Annotated in this window: 11 protein-coding genes; all 11 read right to left on the minus strand. The window is 46.1% G+C overall.

The features are described from left to right. Positions 1–95: 95 nt before the first annotated feature. The 11 genes from ACUN27_RS25020 to ACUN27_RS25070 all read right to left on the minus strand — a co-directional run bounded on the left by ACUN27_RS25020 (position 96) and on the right by ACUN27_RS25070 (position 16,347). Complete coding sequence (locus tag ACUN27_RS25020) at positions 96–1,835, minus strand: methyl-accepting chemotaxis protein (RefSeq protein ID WP_445559731.1); 1,740 nt, start codon at positions 1,833–1,835, stop codon at positions 96–98. A 340-nt stretch (positions 1,836–2,175) separates the two neighbouring features. Continuing rightward, positions 2,176–4,785 (minus strand): discoidin domain-containing protein, encoded by a 2,610-nt coding sequence (locus ACUN27_RS25025; RefSeq protein ID WP_326062782.1) that lies wholly within the window; start codon positions 4,783–4,785, stop codon positions 2,176–2,178. Between the two features lie 20 nt (positions 4,786–4,805). After that, on the minus strand, positions 4,806–6,317 hold the full coding sequence (locus ACUN27_RS25030; protein WP_445559732.1) for a glycosyl hydrolase: 1,512 nt from the start codon (positions 6,315–6,317) through the stop codon (positions 4,806–4,808). Between the two features lie 120 nt (positions 6,318–6,437). Next, positions 6,438–7,808: a sugar phosphate nucleotidyltransferase gene (locus tag ACUN27_RS25035; protein WP_315948733.1), complete on the minus strand. Its 1,371-nt coding sequence runs from the start codon at positions 7,806–7,808 to the stop codon at positions 6,438–6,440. Positions 7,809–7,850: 42 nt separating this feature from the next. Then, positions 7,851–9,182: a UDP-glucose dehydrogenase family protein gene (locus tag ACUN27_RS25040; protein WP_315948731.1), complete on the minus strand. Its 1,332-nt coding sequence runs from the start codon at positions 9,180–9,182 to the stop codon at positions 7,851–7,853. 4 nt (positions 9,183–9,186) lie between these two features. Beyond that, entirely contained in the window at positions 9,187–10,287 is a 1,101-nt protein-coding gene (locus ACUN27_RS25045) for a glycosyltransferase (RefSeq protein ID WP_315948729.1), read from the minus strand. A gap of 30 nt (positions 10,288–10,317) precedes the next feature. Then, a complete protein-coding gene (locus tag ACUN27_RS25050; RefSeq protein WP_315948727.1) occupies positions 10,318–11,463 on the minus strand; it encodes a glycosyltransferase family 4 protein in 1,146 nt (381 codons plus the stop codon). Then, complete coding sequence (locus tag ACUN27_RS25055) at positions 11,432–12,697, minus strand: glycosyltransferase family 4 protein (RefSeq protein WP_326062781.1); 1,266 nt, start codon at positions 12,695–12,697, stop codon at positions 11,432–11,434. The genes ACUN27_RS25050 and ACUN27_RS25055 overlap by 32 nt, the downstream gene beginning before the upstream one ends. After that, positions 12,681–13,517, minus strand: a complete 837-nt coding sequence (locus ACUN27_RS25060; RefSeq protein WP_326062780.1) for a glycosyltransferase family 2 protein — start codon at positions 13,515–13,517, stop codon at positions 12,681–12,683. Before ACUN27_RS25060 ends, ACUN27_RS25055 begins: the two co-directional genes overlap by 17 nt. 27 nt (positions 13,518–13,544) lie before the next feature. Then, positions 13,545–14,912, minus strand: coding sequence for a lipopolysaccharide biosynthesis protein (locus ACUN27_RS25065; RefSeq protein ID WP_315948723.1), 1,368 nt, complete (start codon positions 14,910–14,912; stop codon positions 13,545–13,547). Then, positions 14,854–16,347: an O-antigen ligase family protein gene (locus ACUN27_RS25070; RefSeq protein WP_326062779.1), complete on the minus strand. Its 1,494-nt coding sequence runs from the start codon at positions 16,345–16,347 to the stop codon at positions 14,854–14,856. The genes ACUN27_RS25065 and ACUN27_RS25070 overlap by 59 nt, the downstream gene beginning before the upstream one ends. Positions 16,348–16,355: the final 8 nt, after the last annotated feature.

Raw genomic sequence — 16,355 nt, forward strand, 5'->3', positions numbered from 1 at the left:
GCATTCGGTGCGGTATGGGCGAGAAGCAATAAGTAGGGGTAAGCTACGCTTACCCCATAACCCTAAAGAAAACCCACTGTAGTGCTAAGAAGGCACTACAACTCAAACTTCCCAACGACCGTATGTAATTGTTCAGCAATGCCGTTCAGCATACCGGCAGACCTGGTGATATCATTCAGCGACGCCATCTGCTGTTCAGAGGTTTCAGCCACCTGCTGAGCGTAGGCAGATGAATTTCTCGCGTGAGCGCTCGTTTCTGCGACTGAAGCGGACACTTCTTCCGAAGTGGCGGCCAGTTCTTGAGCGAATGCCGCAACCTCTTGTATGCGAACAGCCACTTTCTCGGAAGCTAAGAAAATACGATGAAAGGAAGTCTCCGCCGCATGTACCATCTCTTTGCCCATATCCACTTCCTGCTGGCAATCATGCATCGTTTTAACGGCAACTCCGGTATTGTCTAACACCTGTCCGATCAATTCCGTAATTTGATTGGCAAATTGCGCGGACTGCTCCGATAGCTTACGCACTTCCCCTGCTACAACCGTAAATCCTTTGCCTGCTTCTCCTGCACGAACCGCTTCAATCGCCGCATTCAAAGCGAGCAGGTTGGTTTGCTTCGCTATATTGCCCATCATGCCAATCATATTATTAATTTCTTGAGAATGGTTCCCCAAATTAATAATAACGGTGTTCGCCCTGCTGACCGTATCACTCATCCCATTCATGCTCTTAATGAGCGCTTGGAGGTCTTGCTCGCCTTGCATTGCTTCTCGGAATGCTTCCATTGAGATATCTGATACCTCGGACGAAGCTTCAGCGATTCGCCCAATGCCAATGCTCATCTCCGTCATAGCTGTATTCGTATCCTCGTAATTCTGAACTTGAACTTCTGCTCCGGAAGCTACCAATTGCATGACCTCCGCCACTTGATTGGAAGCATGCGACGTTTGCTCCGCGTGATCGAGCAGTTCTTTGGACGAGTCAGCAACCGAAGAAGAGGCATTGCGAATTTGCAGCAAAATGTCCCGGACATTCGTCTTCATCCGGTTTAACGAACTAACCAGTTCACCGATTTCATCTTTATTTCTTACTTTCACATCTTGTTCTGATAAGCTTCCCAAGGACACAGTCTGAAGAGCTTGCGAAACAAGACGCACAGGCTTGGAGATATTACGTGTAATGAAGAAAGCCAGAATCATACCGATAAAGACGGCAGAAGCAAAAATGTAAATCAGGTTCATTTGCCCAGAACGATAAATAACCGAACTGCTCTCTGAGGCAGCTACCGCGCCTTCATGTTTGATTTTTACAAGAACCTCCAGATATTTCTGCATGTTCACAAAAACTTTATTCGAATCTGAAATGAGAGTTCCAACTTCTTTCTCCATGTTGCCGGAGCCTTTACTCAAATTGGCTTTTTTACTAAGTTCCAAGAACTTCTCATGATAACCTTTGTAAATATTCCATTGGTTTTGGAAGGCTTCGAAATTCCGCTTCTCCTGCTCATCCGTCAGCCCTTCTCCGAATTGTTTAATCTGCTCGTCTACATTGCTAATCCCTGCACTGGCTTGTGTCTGTGTGCTTTGCAGCTGAGCTGGATCCATTAAGATAAAGAGCTGCATTTCTAGTCCGTGTACATTTTCCGTTAAATAACTGATCGTATTGACAGCTTCGACGCCAGGCATCCATATCTGACTGATTTCATCACTTTTGTTCTGAATCGACTTCATATTCGTTAGACTCATCCATCCTGCAACAGAAGTAAGCAATAATAGCACAATAAAACTGACATACATTTTCTTACCCACTGTAATTTGAGGCAGTCGAATATTCAAGAATCTTCTCTCCTTTAGATATTAACCTTTGTTCAAATTTCGAATATCTAAATGTTACAGAAGGATTGTTAAATGTAGATAAAAAAAGTCCCCACAAAGTGAGGACTTTCATCAAAAAACGACATGTACATAGGACTTTTTAATGATTACTGTTGTAATATTTAGCATAAATCCAACATTTTTGTTTGTTTTAAGACAGAAAATTACAAGAATTCTTGTTAAACTTGATTTATTATAACAAAAGGCGAGGATAATATGGTTCAAGTAATCTGGTTGCTCATCTTAATTTTGTTTCTCATCGTAGCTTCAACCCGCAAAGGGTAGGCGTATCCCTCGATTTCTAACCATAAATCTGCAGATCATGAATGGACCAGAAATTCCCGGCCTTCATTGTCTGGATGATCTTGACGAATCGTGCATACGTAGGACTAAAATTGATGTCTAGTATGCTTGAACCGCTACCGGTTGCAATCGGCTGAGACCACGTATACCCATCGGTAGAAACATATACCTCATATTTCCTTGGATAATCATTCGGGGAACCTTCGCTCCGAAGCCTTATCCGGTTGATCGTGGTCGCTGTTTTCATATCCACTTGATAGAATTGTCCGGGAGCTTGAGCGACCCCCGTATCCCATCGGCTGTAGATATTACCGTCAATCGCCCCTTGAGGTTTTCCGGAACTGCTGGTAACCTCCCAGTCCTTTCGATCCAGTGCCACACTATCTGTTGCGATTGCTGCCGCCGGTTGTGAAACTTCGTTGGTACCTGAGAGTCTAATCTGATACTCGTATTGGTTCCCTATTATTGTACTTGTATCGATAAACTCGGTACCTTGCACTTGTTCAGCAATCACCGCGAAATTGTCCTCACTCGCACCAGATTTGCGCAAGATATCATAACTTTGCGCTACTTCAGACTCTTTCCAACTGAGCTCAATCGCATGATGCTGTGCCGGTTTAGCCTGAATCCACGTTGGTGCAATTGGCTTCACCCCATCTGCTCGCGATAAGATATACTGCACGGCCTCACCTGGGCCTAACGTTTCCTTAAATGCCAGTTCGGGAGCGGCTTGCAAGCCGCTTAAATAGGATCGTGCCGACTCATACGTATCACCCGCTCCGAACCTCTCGCCTTCGTATATCGCAACCTCCGGCATTGTGACCTTGACCTGTATCGTTTGCGGACTCGATTCAAAATTCACAAAATTAAGTAGAATCTTATCCGATTTCCCTCCTGACCCAGGAAGTGCGGGCAATGTCGAGGTATCCACGCCCCGGAAATAAACCAGCTTATCCGATAGCTCCTGTTTATTGCTTATTTCATAAACCAGTGGCTTGCCATGCGTCGCATACGCCAGATTCAAGCGCCGCATCACCCCGACTCGCGTATCCTTTTCCGACGAATTCTTATGAATCTGCATCTGAGAGGGATTTTGTGTATTCAAATCAATGCCCGGTTCGAACAGCGCATATTCCGGATAAAAGGCCGCATGCTGCATGAACATATCGGCATACCCGATATGAGCTCTCATGATGCGATCAAAGACAGCCGCATGGGGTTCCGCCGCGCCATATTCAATGGGATCTTTATGGCTATCCGAAGTGCCGTACTCCGTATTCAGCATGAGCTTCTGCAAACCATCCTCAGCCCCTCCGAAGGTCCGCATGTTCTCCAGAAAGCTTCCATCTTTATTATTCACATAAGAGGTCCCATACGCATGCCCATTGGTTAAATCCGTCATCTCTTCAAGCTCCATTCGCTGGGTCGGATCACCTTCCCATCCGTCAGGATCTCCGCAGCGCAGCACGCCGGATGTGTTTTGATTCCGGCATGTCCTCATACTGTACTGCGGCGCATAGGCCCAACCCGGAGCGACCGTTTTCACATGTGGAGCTATTTCGGGCAGATTGGTTTTGAGCCATTTGGCTATGGCCAGATTCACACTTTTGGATCGATTAAATAAGCCTGGTTCGTTGTCAATCTCATAATATTGAAACAGGGAACCATACTGCTTCACATAGTCCGACAACTTATTTTCTGCATCGGCCGGCAGCGTGCCATCATCATTCAGATTAATATTTCCTGTATGCAAATGAAGAGCTACCGCTTGCGTGTTGTAATCACGAAGTGTTTCATAATAAGGCTTAATGGCTGAACATCCCTCTTTGACATCGGTCGCGCAATCCACTCGCATCACATTGCCGCTATAGGCAATTCCCAACCATTTTAAGACATAGGGAAGATGTCGAACCGCTCCTTGGTCATAGTAAAAGGACAAATTGCTGACTTTGGTGCCCGATTCCACATATCGTCCATGAATGGGCTCTTGGGCAGGGGCAGCTAATGCATCAAGCGAGAGATAGTCCCATTTCCACCATAGAAATTTATTCTCATCCGCTTTGCAAGACAAACATCCTTCGGCCGACAGCTTTAATACGTTATTTCCGAGCTGCAGCTGCTCCTTAGGAATATAAAGCTCATATAATTTTTTATACTCATAAGCGCTAGTCGTCCCTCCGACACCGGCGATTTGAATGATGCCCGAAAGCAGGTTATTGGAAAACACCGCCATCTGGGGGACAGACTTATGCGCATCTAGAATTTTCACTCGGAAATGAACCCCATATTCGGGGATTTCAGCTAAGGAATAGTTGATTGACAAGGTAGGATTCAACGATTTATTGAGACCTTGCGGCACCGAGCTCCAAGTCTCCGTTTGATTTTCGCCGGGAGATACAGTGTAACTGATCTGAGCTGTGCTTTCTTTTCCAAATTCCGAATAAGCATCGTCGGGTTTGCCTAACGTCCAGATCGGATTGCCAATCTGGTTGGATTCTGTCATCACCTTTACCAATTCTGTTTTTGCTGATGCACCGTCATTATTCGAAGCCGAGATCAGGATCAGTAAGATCAACAAGGCCGATGGCACAATCACATATCTCATCATGTTAGATACCTCTCAAACCTCTAAGGTAGTAATAGGGCATTTGCTGGAATAATTTCTTTGGGTTGGGAAGGACTCTTCCACATGAGTTTAGCAGAGGCACCATTCTGGTTATCATAATACTCCACTTTCAAATCAACAGGTACGCCAGCCGTAAGGGCGATAGATCCTGTTCGTTCCACCCAACTTTGATTGAACCAACTATCAATAACCAACTTGCCGTTCACCCAAACACGAATGCCGTCATCGCTTAAGGTGGATATCTGATACGTTTCCGAATAGGCGGGCAAGAGTTTTCCTGTCCATCTCACCGAAAATGTATCTGCTTGCATGGAAGGTAAAGGTGCTGAAGTCGACCAATTAAAATCAATCTTGTCATCCACTTTCGTTTCTAGTAGCCCGGTCAGATCCTTATTATCGAAATATTCCGCTCGCAGCCCATTTTTCTTATCCGGGGGCGAAATTGGCTGTATCTGCGGCTGTTTGATTGGCAGAAAAGATTCTCTGCTCAATATTTTCGAATGCGAGTAGAACGATTTAATCTCTTCTTTTTTATTATTTTCGGTCAGCATCTTGCCCCATGTCATGAAATAAGCCCATCGGGGTTGGTCTTTCAATACAGCGGCACTTGGCAACTCGCCATTCTCCCCAATCGCTACAGGCTTATCGCCAGCCAATTGCGTGATACTTTTATAATAATCCGGATTGTAATCATTATCATAGATATCTACCGCGAGAACATCTACCTTACTTGCCCCTGGATAGGTCGCCTTGAAGGGTTCAGCATTCCCATTCGGCGCATTGGGGCTCCATACCCAAAGCAAATTATTCAGCTTGTGCACATGCACGAAGCGGTCGTACATAATCGTCCATAGGGCGGAGAAGTTGTTCTTCTTGCCCCACCAGAACCAGTCCCCGTTCATTTCATGATAGGGGCGCCACAAGACAGGAACGCCCGCTTCTTTCAATTTCTCCAAGTAAACTGCCGTTTTATCCAGATCATCAATCAATTTTGCATACTGGGGAGTGCCTGGGGTGACGTATTTATCAAATTCCGCTTGGCTCATATTCCGCTGTACATTCGACCAGCAGAGGCACGTGCCAGGAATGCTTTGATGATAAGAGATGGTAACCAGACCGCCAGCCTTATTCCAAGCGATTGCGCTATTGACTACCTTTTGCCTTTGTTGCGCCAATTGGTTTTCATTTTGAGCCAAAACGGCACCAAATTCATAACCATGAAGTCCAGGAAATTTACCTGTCCAACCTTTCAATTGATTCGTCCATTCATCCGGACTTTCAAGATAATCATGCTGCCCGCTAATCGTGCTAACACCCGAAACGACATACAACTTCTGCAGCACCGCCTTCGCTTCTATCGTTGCTTGCGGGTTGACTGGAACAGAAGTCGCGGACGCCGCAGCTTGCGGATGAAACAAGAAATTCGGAGCTACTAAGGAGAGTAAGAACAATAAGGAAACCACTTTCTTACGTACACCTGCCTTTCCTAAAATTTGAATCATCTTCGTTGTCATAACGCATCCTTTTCACCATGAAATGGTTATATTTGTAATTTTTAGCTATGCCTTCAAACAAGGAATCGCCTTCCATTCCGGAAATCGAATAGAAGGCGGTTCTTTGTTTCAAAACAAAACTTAAATAAATTGGTGAAGGGAAATGTCCTTCCAGTCCATACAAATCCGAACGATATCCTCTTCGACTAAGTCGGATCCGCTTTGTACCTCGATAAATTCAACATCCGTAATTGCCCGAATACTGTGTCTGGTCCCCTCCGGAATTCGCACAACATCACCCGGTTTCACCTGATAGAGTTTATCATTAATGATAATATCCGCTACGCCGCTCACGATAGTCCATACTTCAGAACGTTTGTAATGCAGCTGATAGCTGATATTTTTACCGGCATGAACGAGAATACGTTTCGTGAGCACCTCATTATCTTCGGCATATTTGACATAATCAATAACACGATATCGTCCCCATCTGCGTTCTTCGTACATCGGGCGATGCTCGATTGTATTCATGACTTCTTTAATGCGAGGGCTCTCCGACTTGTTCGTCACCAGAATGCCATCCGGGCTTACGGCAATGACGGCGTCATGGATACCGATGACAGTCACAGGGATGTCGAGCTCGTTAATCAAATGGGTATTCTCGCAATCCGTTGTTACGATACCTGTTCCGATTTGAGAACGTCCCATTTCTTCCGTCAACGTGTTCCATGTACCCAAATCTTTCCAGAAGCCATCGTAAGGGACAACGACACAACTTGCTTCCTTCTCAACAACTTCGTAGTCGAAGCTGATTTTCGTTAATTTATGATAATTTCTGAGCATTTCCTCGTATTGAATCGGAATCCCTTTATCCATCATGACCTCAATGAGGTAGCCGAGTCGAAAAGCAAAGACGCCACAATTCCAAAGCGCTTTTTGATCAATTAAAACAGCCGCTTGTTCCCGGTTAGGCTTCTCGAAGAAATATTGGACCGCTACTGCTTCTGTCCCTTCCATGCGTTCCTCAGAAGGAACAATATAGCCATATTTCTCGGACGGAACGGTCGGAACAACGCCCATTAGCGCTAAATTCGCATTTGTTTCGTGCAGAACATCCTCTAATTGTTTAATTTTCTGAAAAAACGCCTCATCGACATACGGGTCTACCGGCAACACCGTAATCACTGTGTTTAAAGGCAAACTTTCCACATCATACATATAAGCAGCAGCTAACGCGATGGCAGGGAATGTATCTCTGCGCTCAGGCTCGATAATAAGCGGAGCTTCTCCGCCAAGTTGGCTAATAATCATCTCAACCTGCGAGCGATTCGTCGCCAAGTACGCATCTTCGCCAAGGCCCGTGTTCTGTAGTTGCCTCCATACACGTTGCACCATGGATTCATCTTTGCCCTTCTCATCCTCAAGTACCTTTAAGAACTGCTTGGATCTGGAATCATTGGACAATGGCCAAAGTCGCTTACCGGAACCGCCTGAAAGAAGTACCAATTTCATGAAAACCACGCTCCATTTGATTTTATTTGGGATACAAGCAACTTATCTAGCCAGTGCTTTCGGTCTGGATACACCAATCAAATCAGGTCGCCCAACGGAATAATATTTGAGCCCGGTTCCCTGAATTTGTTCTTGGCTGTACACATTGCGGCCATCAATGAGAATCGGCTGATCCATGATAAAAATAAGTTTGGACAAGGAGATGGTTTTAAATTCCTCCCAATCCGTTAGCAAGCAAATCGCATCAGCGCCCACTGCCGCTTCCATGGCATTCTCGCACCACTGAATCGAAGGATGATCAATACGCTCCCTGAATTTATCCATCGCAATAGGATCATACAGCTTCAGGGTTGCTCCTGCTCGAATCAGCGTTTCAACAATTTCAATCGACGGCGCATAACGAATATCGTCCGTATTTGGCTTGAAGGATAACCCCCAAATGCCCACCACTTTGCCGCTGAGCAGTCCAAGGGAGGCCTCCAGCTTGGAAATCACCTTGTAGCGCTGGGATTTATTCACTTCCACTACGGACTTGAGCAATTGAAACTCATAATCGACATTGCCGGCAATTTGAATCAAAGCGTCCGTGTCTTTCGGGAAGCAAGAACCTCCATAGCCGATACCGGCATTCAGGAAGGATGAACCAATGCGCTTATCTTTCCCCATCCCTTTGGCCACTTCCGTGACATCGGCGCCGACCTTCTCGCAAATATTGGAGATTTCATTAATAAATGAAATTTTAGTCGCAAGAAACGCATTCGAAGCATACTTGATCATCTCGGCACTCCGGATGCTTGTGACGAAGATTTGATCCGTGAAGGCACGGTGGAGATCGGTAAGCGGCTCAGCCAAACTTGGATTATCTAACCCAAGGACAATTCGATCCGGATGAAGGGTATCATCGATAGCCGAACCTTCGCGCAGAAACTCAGGAATGGATACGACGTCAAAGGCGTGCTGCGTATTCATCGCAATAATCATCTGAATGTGCTCATTCGTACCTACGGGAACAGTGCTTTTCGTTGCAATGATTTTATAGCCATTCATGGCCTTACCAATTTCCATGGACGCTTGCTCAATGTAGGACAGATTAGCTTCGCCATTCGGCAAGGACGGTGTGCCCACGGCAATGATAATGAGTTCAGATTGGCTGATGGCGTGAGCCAAATCCGTTGTAAAAGCTAATCGGCCAGCATGTATATTCTTCTCCATGAGTTCTTCAATGCCAGGCTCATAGATGGGAGAAATGAAATTCTGCAGCTTGTCAATTTTCTGTTTATCCTGATCCACACAGATCACATTATTTCCCACCTCAGCGAAGCACACCCCGGAAACTAATCCCACATAGCCTGTTCCTATTACTGCAATATCCATACGATTAATTCCCCTCTCTGAACTGTTGATAAGCTTTAGCCATGTAGGTTTTCAATTTCTCCATAAATGTTTTTTCATCAAATTTCTGGGCATGTTGGATAATTCGGCTCACATCCCAGGCATGATTCTCCACTTCCTGAATAGCAAGCAGCAGATCCTCTACCTCTTGCCGTTTGAAAAACACACCATTCACATGAGGCACTATTGTATCTAGCGCGCCACCAGCCTGATAGGCGACAACGGGTCTTCCCGCCGCATTGGCCTCCAGCGGTGTAATGCCGAAATCCTCCTCGCCGGGAAAGATTAAGGCGCGACACTCCGCCATCATTTTGGTTACTGAACCGTCATCCAACCTCCCCAGAAAACGAATATTTCCTTTGGCCATCGCCTTCAGTCTCATCAGGTCGGGGCCTTCGCCTACGATATGCAAAGGCAGGCCATTCCGATTAAATGCTTCTACAGCCAGATCAATGCGTTTATAAGACACAAGCCTTGATACGATCAAATAGTAATCCTCAATGTTCGTCGAGCTATGAAAGCGAGTTGTATTAATCGGTGGAAAAATCACATCGGAATCGCGATGATAGTAATTGCGGATGCGACTTTTCACAACCGAGGAATTCGCAATAAACTGATTTACATTGGCAGACGTTTTTTGATCCCATTGCTTAAGCTGGTCGATATAAATTTTCAAGAGACGTTTCATCACACTCGATTTGGTTTGTCGCTCCATATAAGTGTCATAATCCCAGGCGAAACGCATGGGGGTATGGCAGTAACAAAGATGGAACGTGTTCTTCGGTACCTGAATACTCTTCATGAATGCGCTGCTTGAACTGAGCACAATATCAAATTCTCGAAAGTCAAAATCCTTAATTGCAAACGGATAAAGAGGCAGCATTTCTTTAAAATGACTTTTTCCTCCAGGCATTTTCTGCATCCAAGAGGCTCGTATATCCGCATCCCTCAGTTCATCGAGCAGACGATTGTTGCTAAACATGGTCGTATAAATGGGAGCACTCGGGTACATTTGGTGAAAGACTTCAACAACTCTTTCGGCTCCGCCCATTTGAACCAAATAATCATGCGCAATTGCTATTTTCATTTGATCCATCCTTTACACACTAAGCGGTCATCAAGAGTTAGCGATGAAACCTGCATAGTAATGAGTGATTTGGGTAACGGTTCGTTCGATAACAAAGTGTTGCTCCACACGCTTGATGCCATTCTCGCTCATTCGGCGTCTCTCCTCAGGATGCTCGAGCAGATAGCGAATGGCATCAGCCAGCACGGCTGGTTTTCCTGGTGTAATGAGAAGTCCCGTTTCACCATGCACAACCGTTTCCGTCGGGCCGCCTTCGTTAGAAGCAATGACCGGCAAACCGGCTGCCATGCCCTCGACAATGACCTGACCAAAAGGCTCAGGTGTGATGGAAGTATGAACCAATAGATCTGCTTTCTGCATCAACCCTTGAATATCTTCAACATGTCCTAGTAAGGTGACATTGTTCAGTTGATTGTCGGCAATTTGCTGGAGCAGTTGTTTCTTATAGGCATCTTCGCCGAACAGGGCATCCCCGGCTAACCAGAAATGAACCTGCTCATCCGGCAGAAAAGATTTCGCCGCTTCGAGCAAAATATGCTGGCCCTTCCATTCCGCCAACCGGCCAACCAGTAAGACTACGTAGGGCTTTCGCCATGTTTTTTCGATCAAAGATGGCCTTTTGGCTTTGGAATTGGCGAAGGCTGAATACACCACTAATGTTTTCTTGGACTTCGGCAAATTCAAAGCACTCAACGTAGAATTGGAATTTGCAATAACGCCATTAGGCAGCAATCGGGACATCAGGCGAATCGCTTGGGCAACAACCGGCTTCAAATACGGAACGCCAATATGATCCCGAATATGCCAGATGAGTGGAATTCCCGCCCATTTAGCAGCTACAGCTCCATAAAAAGCTGATTTCAAAGAATTCGTATGTACACAGGCAACTTTCTCAGCTTTCAGTAGTTTGGCTACCCTTTTCCCATAACTCCAAAGTTCTAATGCAGCCGATACCGCTTGAAAATTCACGGCATTTCGGTTGCGATTGCGCACCTTATCACTTAAAGGTAAAACGCGAACATCAATCCCTTTAGCTCGTAACCGATCAACCAGCGCTCCCTCTTCAGCCACAATGACTAGCGGATCAATCTCCTTGCCAAAATTCGTAATGAGATTGTAAAGTGCGACTTCGCCCCCGCTCCATCTAGCGGTATGATCCAGATAAGCTACTCTCATCTTGTTCACGTCCTCCTCTCTTGCTGGCCGCCGCCGATTGATTCCTGACGTAAGCATGGCGATCATCAAGATCAATCACGGAATGAAATACTTCGTTCACCTGCTCGGAAACTCTCTTCCACGTATAATGCTCTAACACGTGATTCCTGCACTGCTCACCTGTAGGCCACAACTCAGGATGCTTCAATATGCGATTTAGTCCTGAGGCAATATCACTGCTGCTGGTTCCAGCAAACAGCATATCCGGCCGGTATTTCTCAAGAATTTCACGGTTCCCGCCAATCGGAGTTGCCATGACCGGAACCCCGGCTGCCATTGCTTCTACGGTGATTAGGCCGAAGCCCTCTAACGCTTGTGAAGGAACAACGAACAAATCGGCTGCCTGATAATAGTCCGCAAGCTCACTGTCAGGGATGTACCCCAGCAATCTAACGCTGGACTGGAGCCCATACTCGACAATTCGGCTCTCCAGCTCCGTTTTCAGCGGACCTTTGCCGCCTATAAACAGCACGGCATCCGGCTTCGAACGCACAACTTCTTTCCAAGCTTCCAGCAGTTGAAGCAGCCCCATTCGATTGACCAGCCTTCGCAAAGTCAACACGACGGTTTTCCCTTCCGGCAGCCCCAGCTTCGTTCTGATTGCGGAACGATTCGCTGCCGGCTTAAACCGGCCCACGTCCGCCCCGCCAGGAATGATGTGTATCTTGGCAAGTGGAACGCCGTATTGGCGGTGAAGAATATCGCGAAAAGTTTCACTTAACACGATGAAAGCATCCGCCAATTGGTAAGCTTTCATTTCCCAGCTTTTCGCGATCATGGTTTTGAATCTATGCTTCAAACCCTTGCCCTCAAGCCTGATTTCCTCACTCCATGGACCGTGAAATGTCATCACAACCGGAATATTTCGGGCTTTCGCCTCCATCGCCACGCCCAAACTATAAGGAGCAAAGTGGGAATACACGATGTCAACAGGCTGCCCGTTCATGATTTCTGCGGCTTGCATGCGAAAAGCATCACGCCGTTTGCTCAATTTCAAATTCGTGCCGGCCACATTGGTAACACGAAGACCACTTTTTACTTCCGGCTTATTCGCACTGCAAACCAAGGCTTCAAGCTCATGCTGTGTATCCAAGCTTTCGCAAATATGCTTGAAATAGGTATTTAACCCACCCGGCTGAGCCGAGGGCCAACCCATTCCGGTGCACAAGATCCGTAAATCATTGTATCGTTGCATAAGCTTTCCCCTCCTTGATCGGCCCCTCATGGGACTGCTTCACACGTTTATGAGCCAATCCAAGCTCATACTGTTTCATGCAGACCAGGAACTCGTAGATCCCCCAGAAAAGTGCCACAGCAAGTCCCGGGATTCCCTTTTTATACAAGCCATGAACGATATATTTCTGAACAAAACGCAAGGGCGGTCGAACGAGCATACGCAGCAGACTAAATCTTTTTCCCATCGCCACTGCGCCTTGCGCCTCCAGATCGGTATATTTATTAAACCGTTGAATATGGTCATGTATGCTGCGGAACCCATAATGCCATAAGACACCTGGTACAAATAGGACATTCTCATTCTCCACATTCGGTGTTTCATGCACTAGACTTTCCTTATACTGAATTTGTGTACGGTTATACAATCGTACCAGCTTCTCGCCTTTCCCCATCCAGCGTCCTAGAAAGTCTCCAATCCGCAGAACGGAGTAGGCTTTGCTTGGATCGGTTAACTCGCCTTTCAGCATCTGAATGGAGTCAGATAATTGCTCATTGACTACCTCATCCGTGTCGATTACGAAAATCCAGTCATAGGTGGCACGATCACTGCCATAGATACGCTGTTTCGCATAACCTGGCCATGCGTTCACATAGACTTTGCAGCCTAATTGCTCGGACACCCGAACGGTCCCGTCCTTGCTCCCGCCATCGACTACAACAATTTCGTCTGCAAAAGGCTTGCAGGAGGCGATCGCATTCGCTATTCTCGATTCATCGTCTTGCGCAATGATGACAACAGAAATTCGATTTACTCCCACAGCATCACGATAGCGACTCATTTCGTTCGCCCCTCCCCCAATGTCCAATTATTTGGCCTTATATGCTGTTATTGCTGAAAGCAACCAACGGATATCCTCTTTATTCAACAGTAATCTTGGAAGTTTCGTTTTCAAGGTGAATTTGACATTGATTAAAATAAAGATAAATCGCAGGATACCCGATGACAAAATGGCCATTCCCGCACCGGCGAGTCCAAACTTCGGAATAAGCACCGTCAGCAATGGGATGACAACCAGCAGCCCGATTCCTTGCAAGATCGTAACGATCTTGGGCTTGCCTAAGGCCATGAACGCTTGTGCTAAAACCATAGTTCCACCAGAAATGGACACTTCAAGAAGCAGCATTCGAAATACACTGATAGCTTCTCTAAAATCAGGACCATACAAGAGCGGCATGACGAAAGGAGCAACCAGCATGATAATCAGAGAGCATAACAAGGCTACGCATGTGCTGATCCGGTATACACGGAACGTCATATCCACCACTTTATCCTTCGGCAGCCCGGATGCTTTCGGGAACAGCACCACGATAATTGAGGTTGAGAAAATATTAACGACCCGAGAAAGGCTTACCGCTACCGCATAGAGTCCAAGTTCGGTCGGATTCAGCAGTCCGATAATCACAATTTGGTCGATGTAGTAGGAAACATTGCCCATTAAATCGTTGCCGTAGGATCCAATCCCATATCTGATTAATGTCTGAAAGGAACGGAATACATCCTTGATCACCCATTGATACTGTCTTAGCAAACGAACAGTGGTCCATATGTAAAAGGGAACCGCCGGAGCGAGATAAGCTACAGCTGACGTGTAAGGAGTCATGGTTTTAGTCAAGATTAGCAGAGCAAGGCCGATGAGCGTACTCAGCGGAATAAGAAATCGCAGACGATTAAATAGTTTGTACTCGCCTCTTACCTGCATCATCGCATTATTAATCTGGGACAATACGATGAGAGGTACGATAACCATGGACCATTGCGAGAATAGGACCACACTGTCGGAATACGTACGGAGCCAATAAGGTAAAACCAGTATCCCTAAGCACATCGCAAGCATGCCTGCTGTCAAACCCATGAGAACAGCGGTCGAATAAAGCTTGGCGGAATCCTTCATGTTCTTTTTCACGTTGTAAATAATGGCGGAAGGCATACCAAATGAGAAGCTAAAGGCTAAGAATTGTGACCATAACACCATAGCGGCCTGCTCTCCTCGGCCGGATGGCCCAAGAAATCGCGCTGTCAAAATACCGGTTAGCATATTAATGACTAAGATAAGCACACTGAAAAACATCGTTTTAACCGAAGATGACAAATGACTTTTGCTCGAAAAGAAAGCTTTAATGAAGCCGAACAGAGGCTTTATGCGGACTAATTTCAAGTTGACCGGCTGCTGCATCCGAAATTTGCCTCCTCTCTTGAACGATCGTTCGATGCGCCATAATTCCAATGCCTACGACCATCCATAATAGAAAACCTTTCAACCCTGTATACCCATTTTCAAAAACAAGACAAACGATACTTCCTTGCAGAGCCGAGAGTCCTAACTTACCATAAGCCGTTATCCCGCCCGGTTGGTGTTTCTGAGATAATAGATAACGGGTGACAAGCCACAAAGCCCATAGGAACAATAAGCCACCAAGAATACCAAAGGTTAGAAAAATGGCAACAAATCCATTATCGAAAATGCCATATTCCCCTAATGCTCCGCCATTGCTGAGCTTGGTGCCGACACCGATACTCCCTAGCCCTAATCCTTGCGGTTTCGAAAACATCATCGGGAAAACGGTATGGAAGAAATCAAGTCTCTCATTGTAAGAGTGATCATCCTGAATAGCTGTCATCGTATCTAAGCGAGCAATCAGACCTTGTGCTCCAGGCAGCTTAGGGATGATGACATACATCGCTGCAATAACGGCTGTTAATTGAGCGATCAACTTCCACTTTTGTCTGCCGGCCGATACAGCTGTATAGATCGCAATATCGATGAAAAGCATTACCCAGGCAGAACGAACTAACGTGACCAGCAGTCCAACCGTTACAAGGATAATCCCGATCCAGCCTAACGGTCCCCGCCATCTTTTTTCCAAAATCATCGGGGCAAGTGCAGTTCCCATATACATCCCCGCAGGTCCTGGCGAATTCAGCGTAGAGAAGACTCGGATTTCCAATGGAAAAGGGTGGCCAATCGACGTCATTTCCACATGATTCATCCAAAATGCATCCCAGGGAGGCACGATGATATATTGAATAATGCCATAGACAGCTACCAGGATCGCCGTGTTAGAGAAAGCGACAACTAATCGGTCTAGCGCCTTATTGTCGAATTCACTTAAAGCCGCATAAGGGATTAACAACAACGGAATCACATAATTCGCTAAATCGTAAAAGGTCCCGCTCCCATTCTTTGTTACGCCAATCAGACAGCCATACAGCAACACGATGGCCATATAAATTAGCAACTTGTAGATGCGAGATTCCATCTGGTGAAACTTAGCCAAAATAGGAATAATAAGCACAGCACTTGTTAACAAAGGTGCAATACTTAACAGCGAAACCGAATGGTACGTTCCTTCCATCCAATCCTGTATTCGCCGAATCTCCGGGCAAATAACCCAGACCAGCAGGATATAGGGAATTAATCGCCGTGAATCGAATAAGGCCAATACAAAAGCAGGAAATAGCAGCATTGACAAGATTGCAATTTGCATACTCAAATCAGGATTCAGAGTTGCACTTGAATAACCAATGACGACAGAGACGGCCAAAGCCATTGCAGCGAATAACAACGTCATGCGACCCGTCTGTGTCATGATCAAAGGGGGTTTACTCATTTTGCTGA

Source organism: Paenibacillus sp. WC2504 (assembly GCF_052682475.1).

What these genes read in the sequence shown, in the direction of transcription:
- ACUN27_RS25045 (WP_315948729.1), bottom strand. Translation starts at nt 10,287, where the DNA reads ATGAAAATAGCAATTGCGCATGATTATTTGGTTCAAATGGGCGGAGCC.
- ACUN27_RS25060 (WP_326062780.1), bottom strand. Translation starts at nt 13,517, where the DNA reads ATGAGTCGCTATCGTGATGCTGTGGGAGTAAATCGAATTTCTGTTGTC.
- ACUN27_RS25055 (WP_326062781.1), bottom strand. Translation starts at nt 12,697, where the DNA reads ATGCAACGATACAATGATTTACGGATCTTGTGCACCGGAATGGGTTGG.
- ACUN27_RS25040 (WP_315948731.1), bottom strand. Translation starts at nt 9,182, where the DNA reads ATGGATATTGCAGTAATAGGAACAGGCTATGTGGGATTAGTTTCCGGG.
- ACUN27_RS25035 (WP_315948733.1), bottom strand. Translation starts at nt 7,808, where the DNA reads ATGAAATTGGTACTTCTTTCAGGCGGTTCCGGTAAGCGACTTTGGCCA.
- ACUN27_RS25070 (WP_326062779.1), bottom strand. Translation starts at nt 16,347, where the DNA reads ATGAGTAAACCCCCTTTGATCATGACACAGACGGGTCGCATGACGTTG.
- ACUN27_RS25050 (WP_315948727.1), bottom strand. Translation starts at nt 11,463, where the DNA reads ATGAGAGTAGCTTATCTGGATCATACCGCTAGATGGAGCGGGGGCGAA.
- ACUN27_RS25065 (WP_315948723.1), bottom strand. Translation starts at nt 14,912, where the DNA reads ATGCAGCAGCCGGTCAACTTGAAATTAGTCCGCATAAAGCCTCTGTTC.
- ACUN27_RS25030 (WP_445559732.1), bottom strand. Translation starts at nt 6,317, where the DNA reads ATGACAACGAAGATGATTCAAATTTTAGGAAAGGCAGGTGTACGTAAG.
- ACUN27_RS25025 (WP_326062782.1), bottom strand. Translation starts at nt 4,785, where the DNA reads ATGATGAGATATGTGATTGTGCCATCGGCCTTGTTGATCTTACTGATC.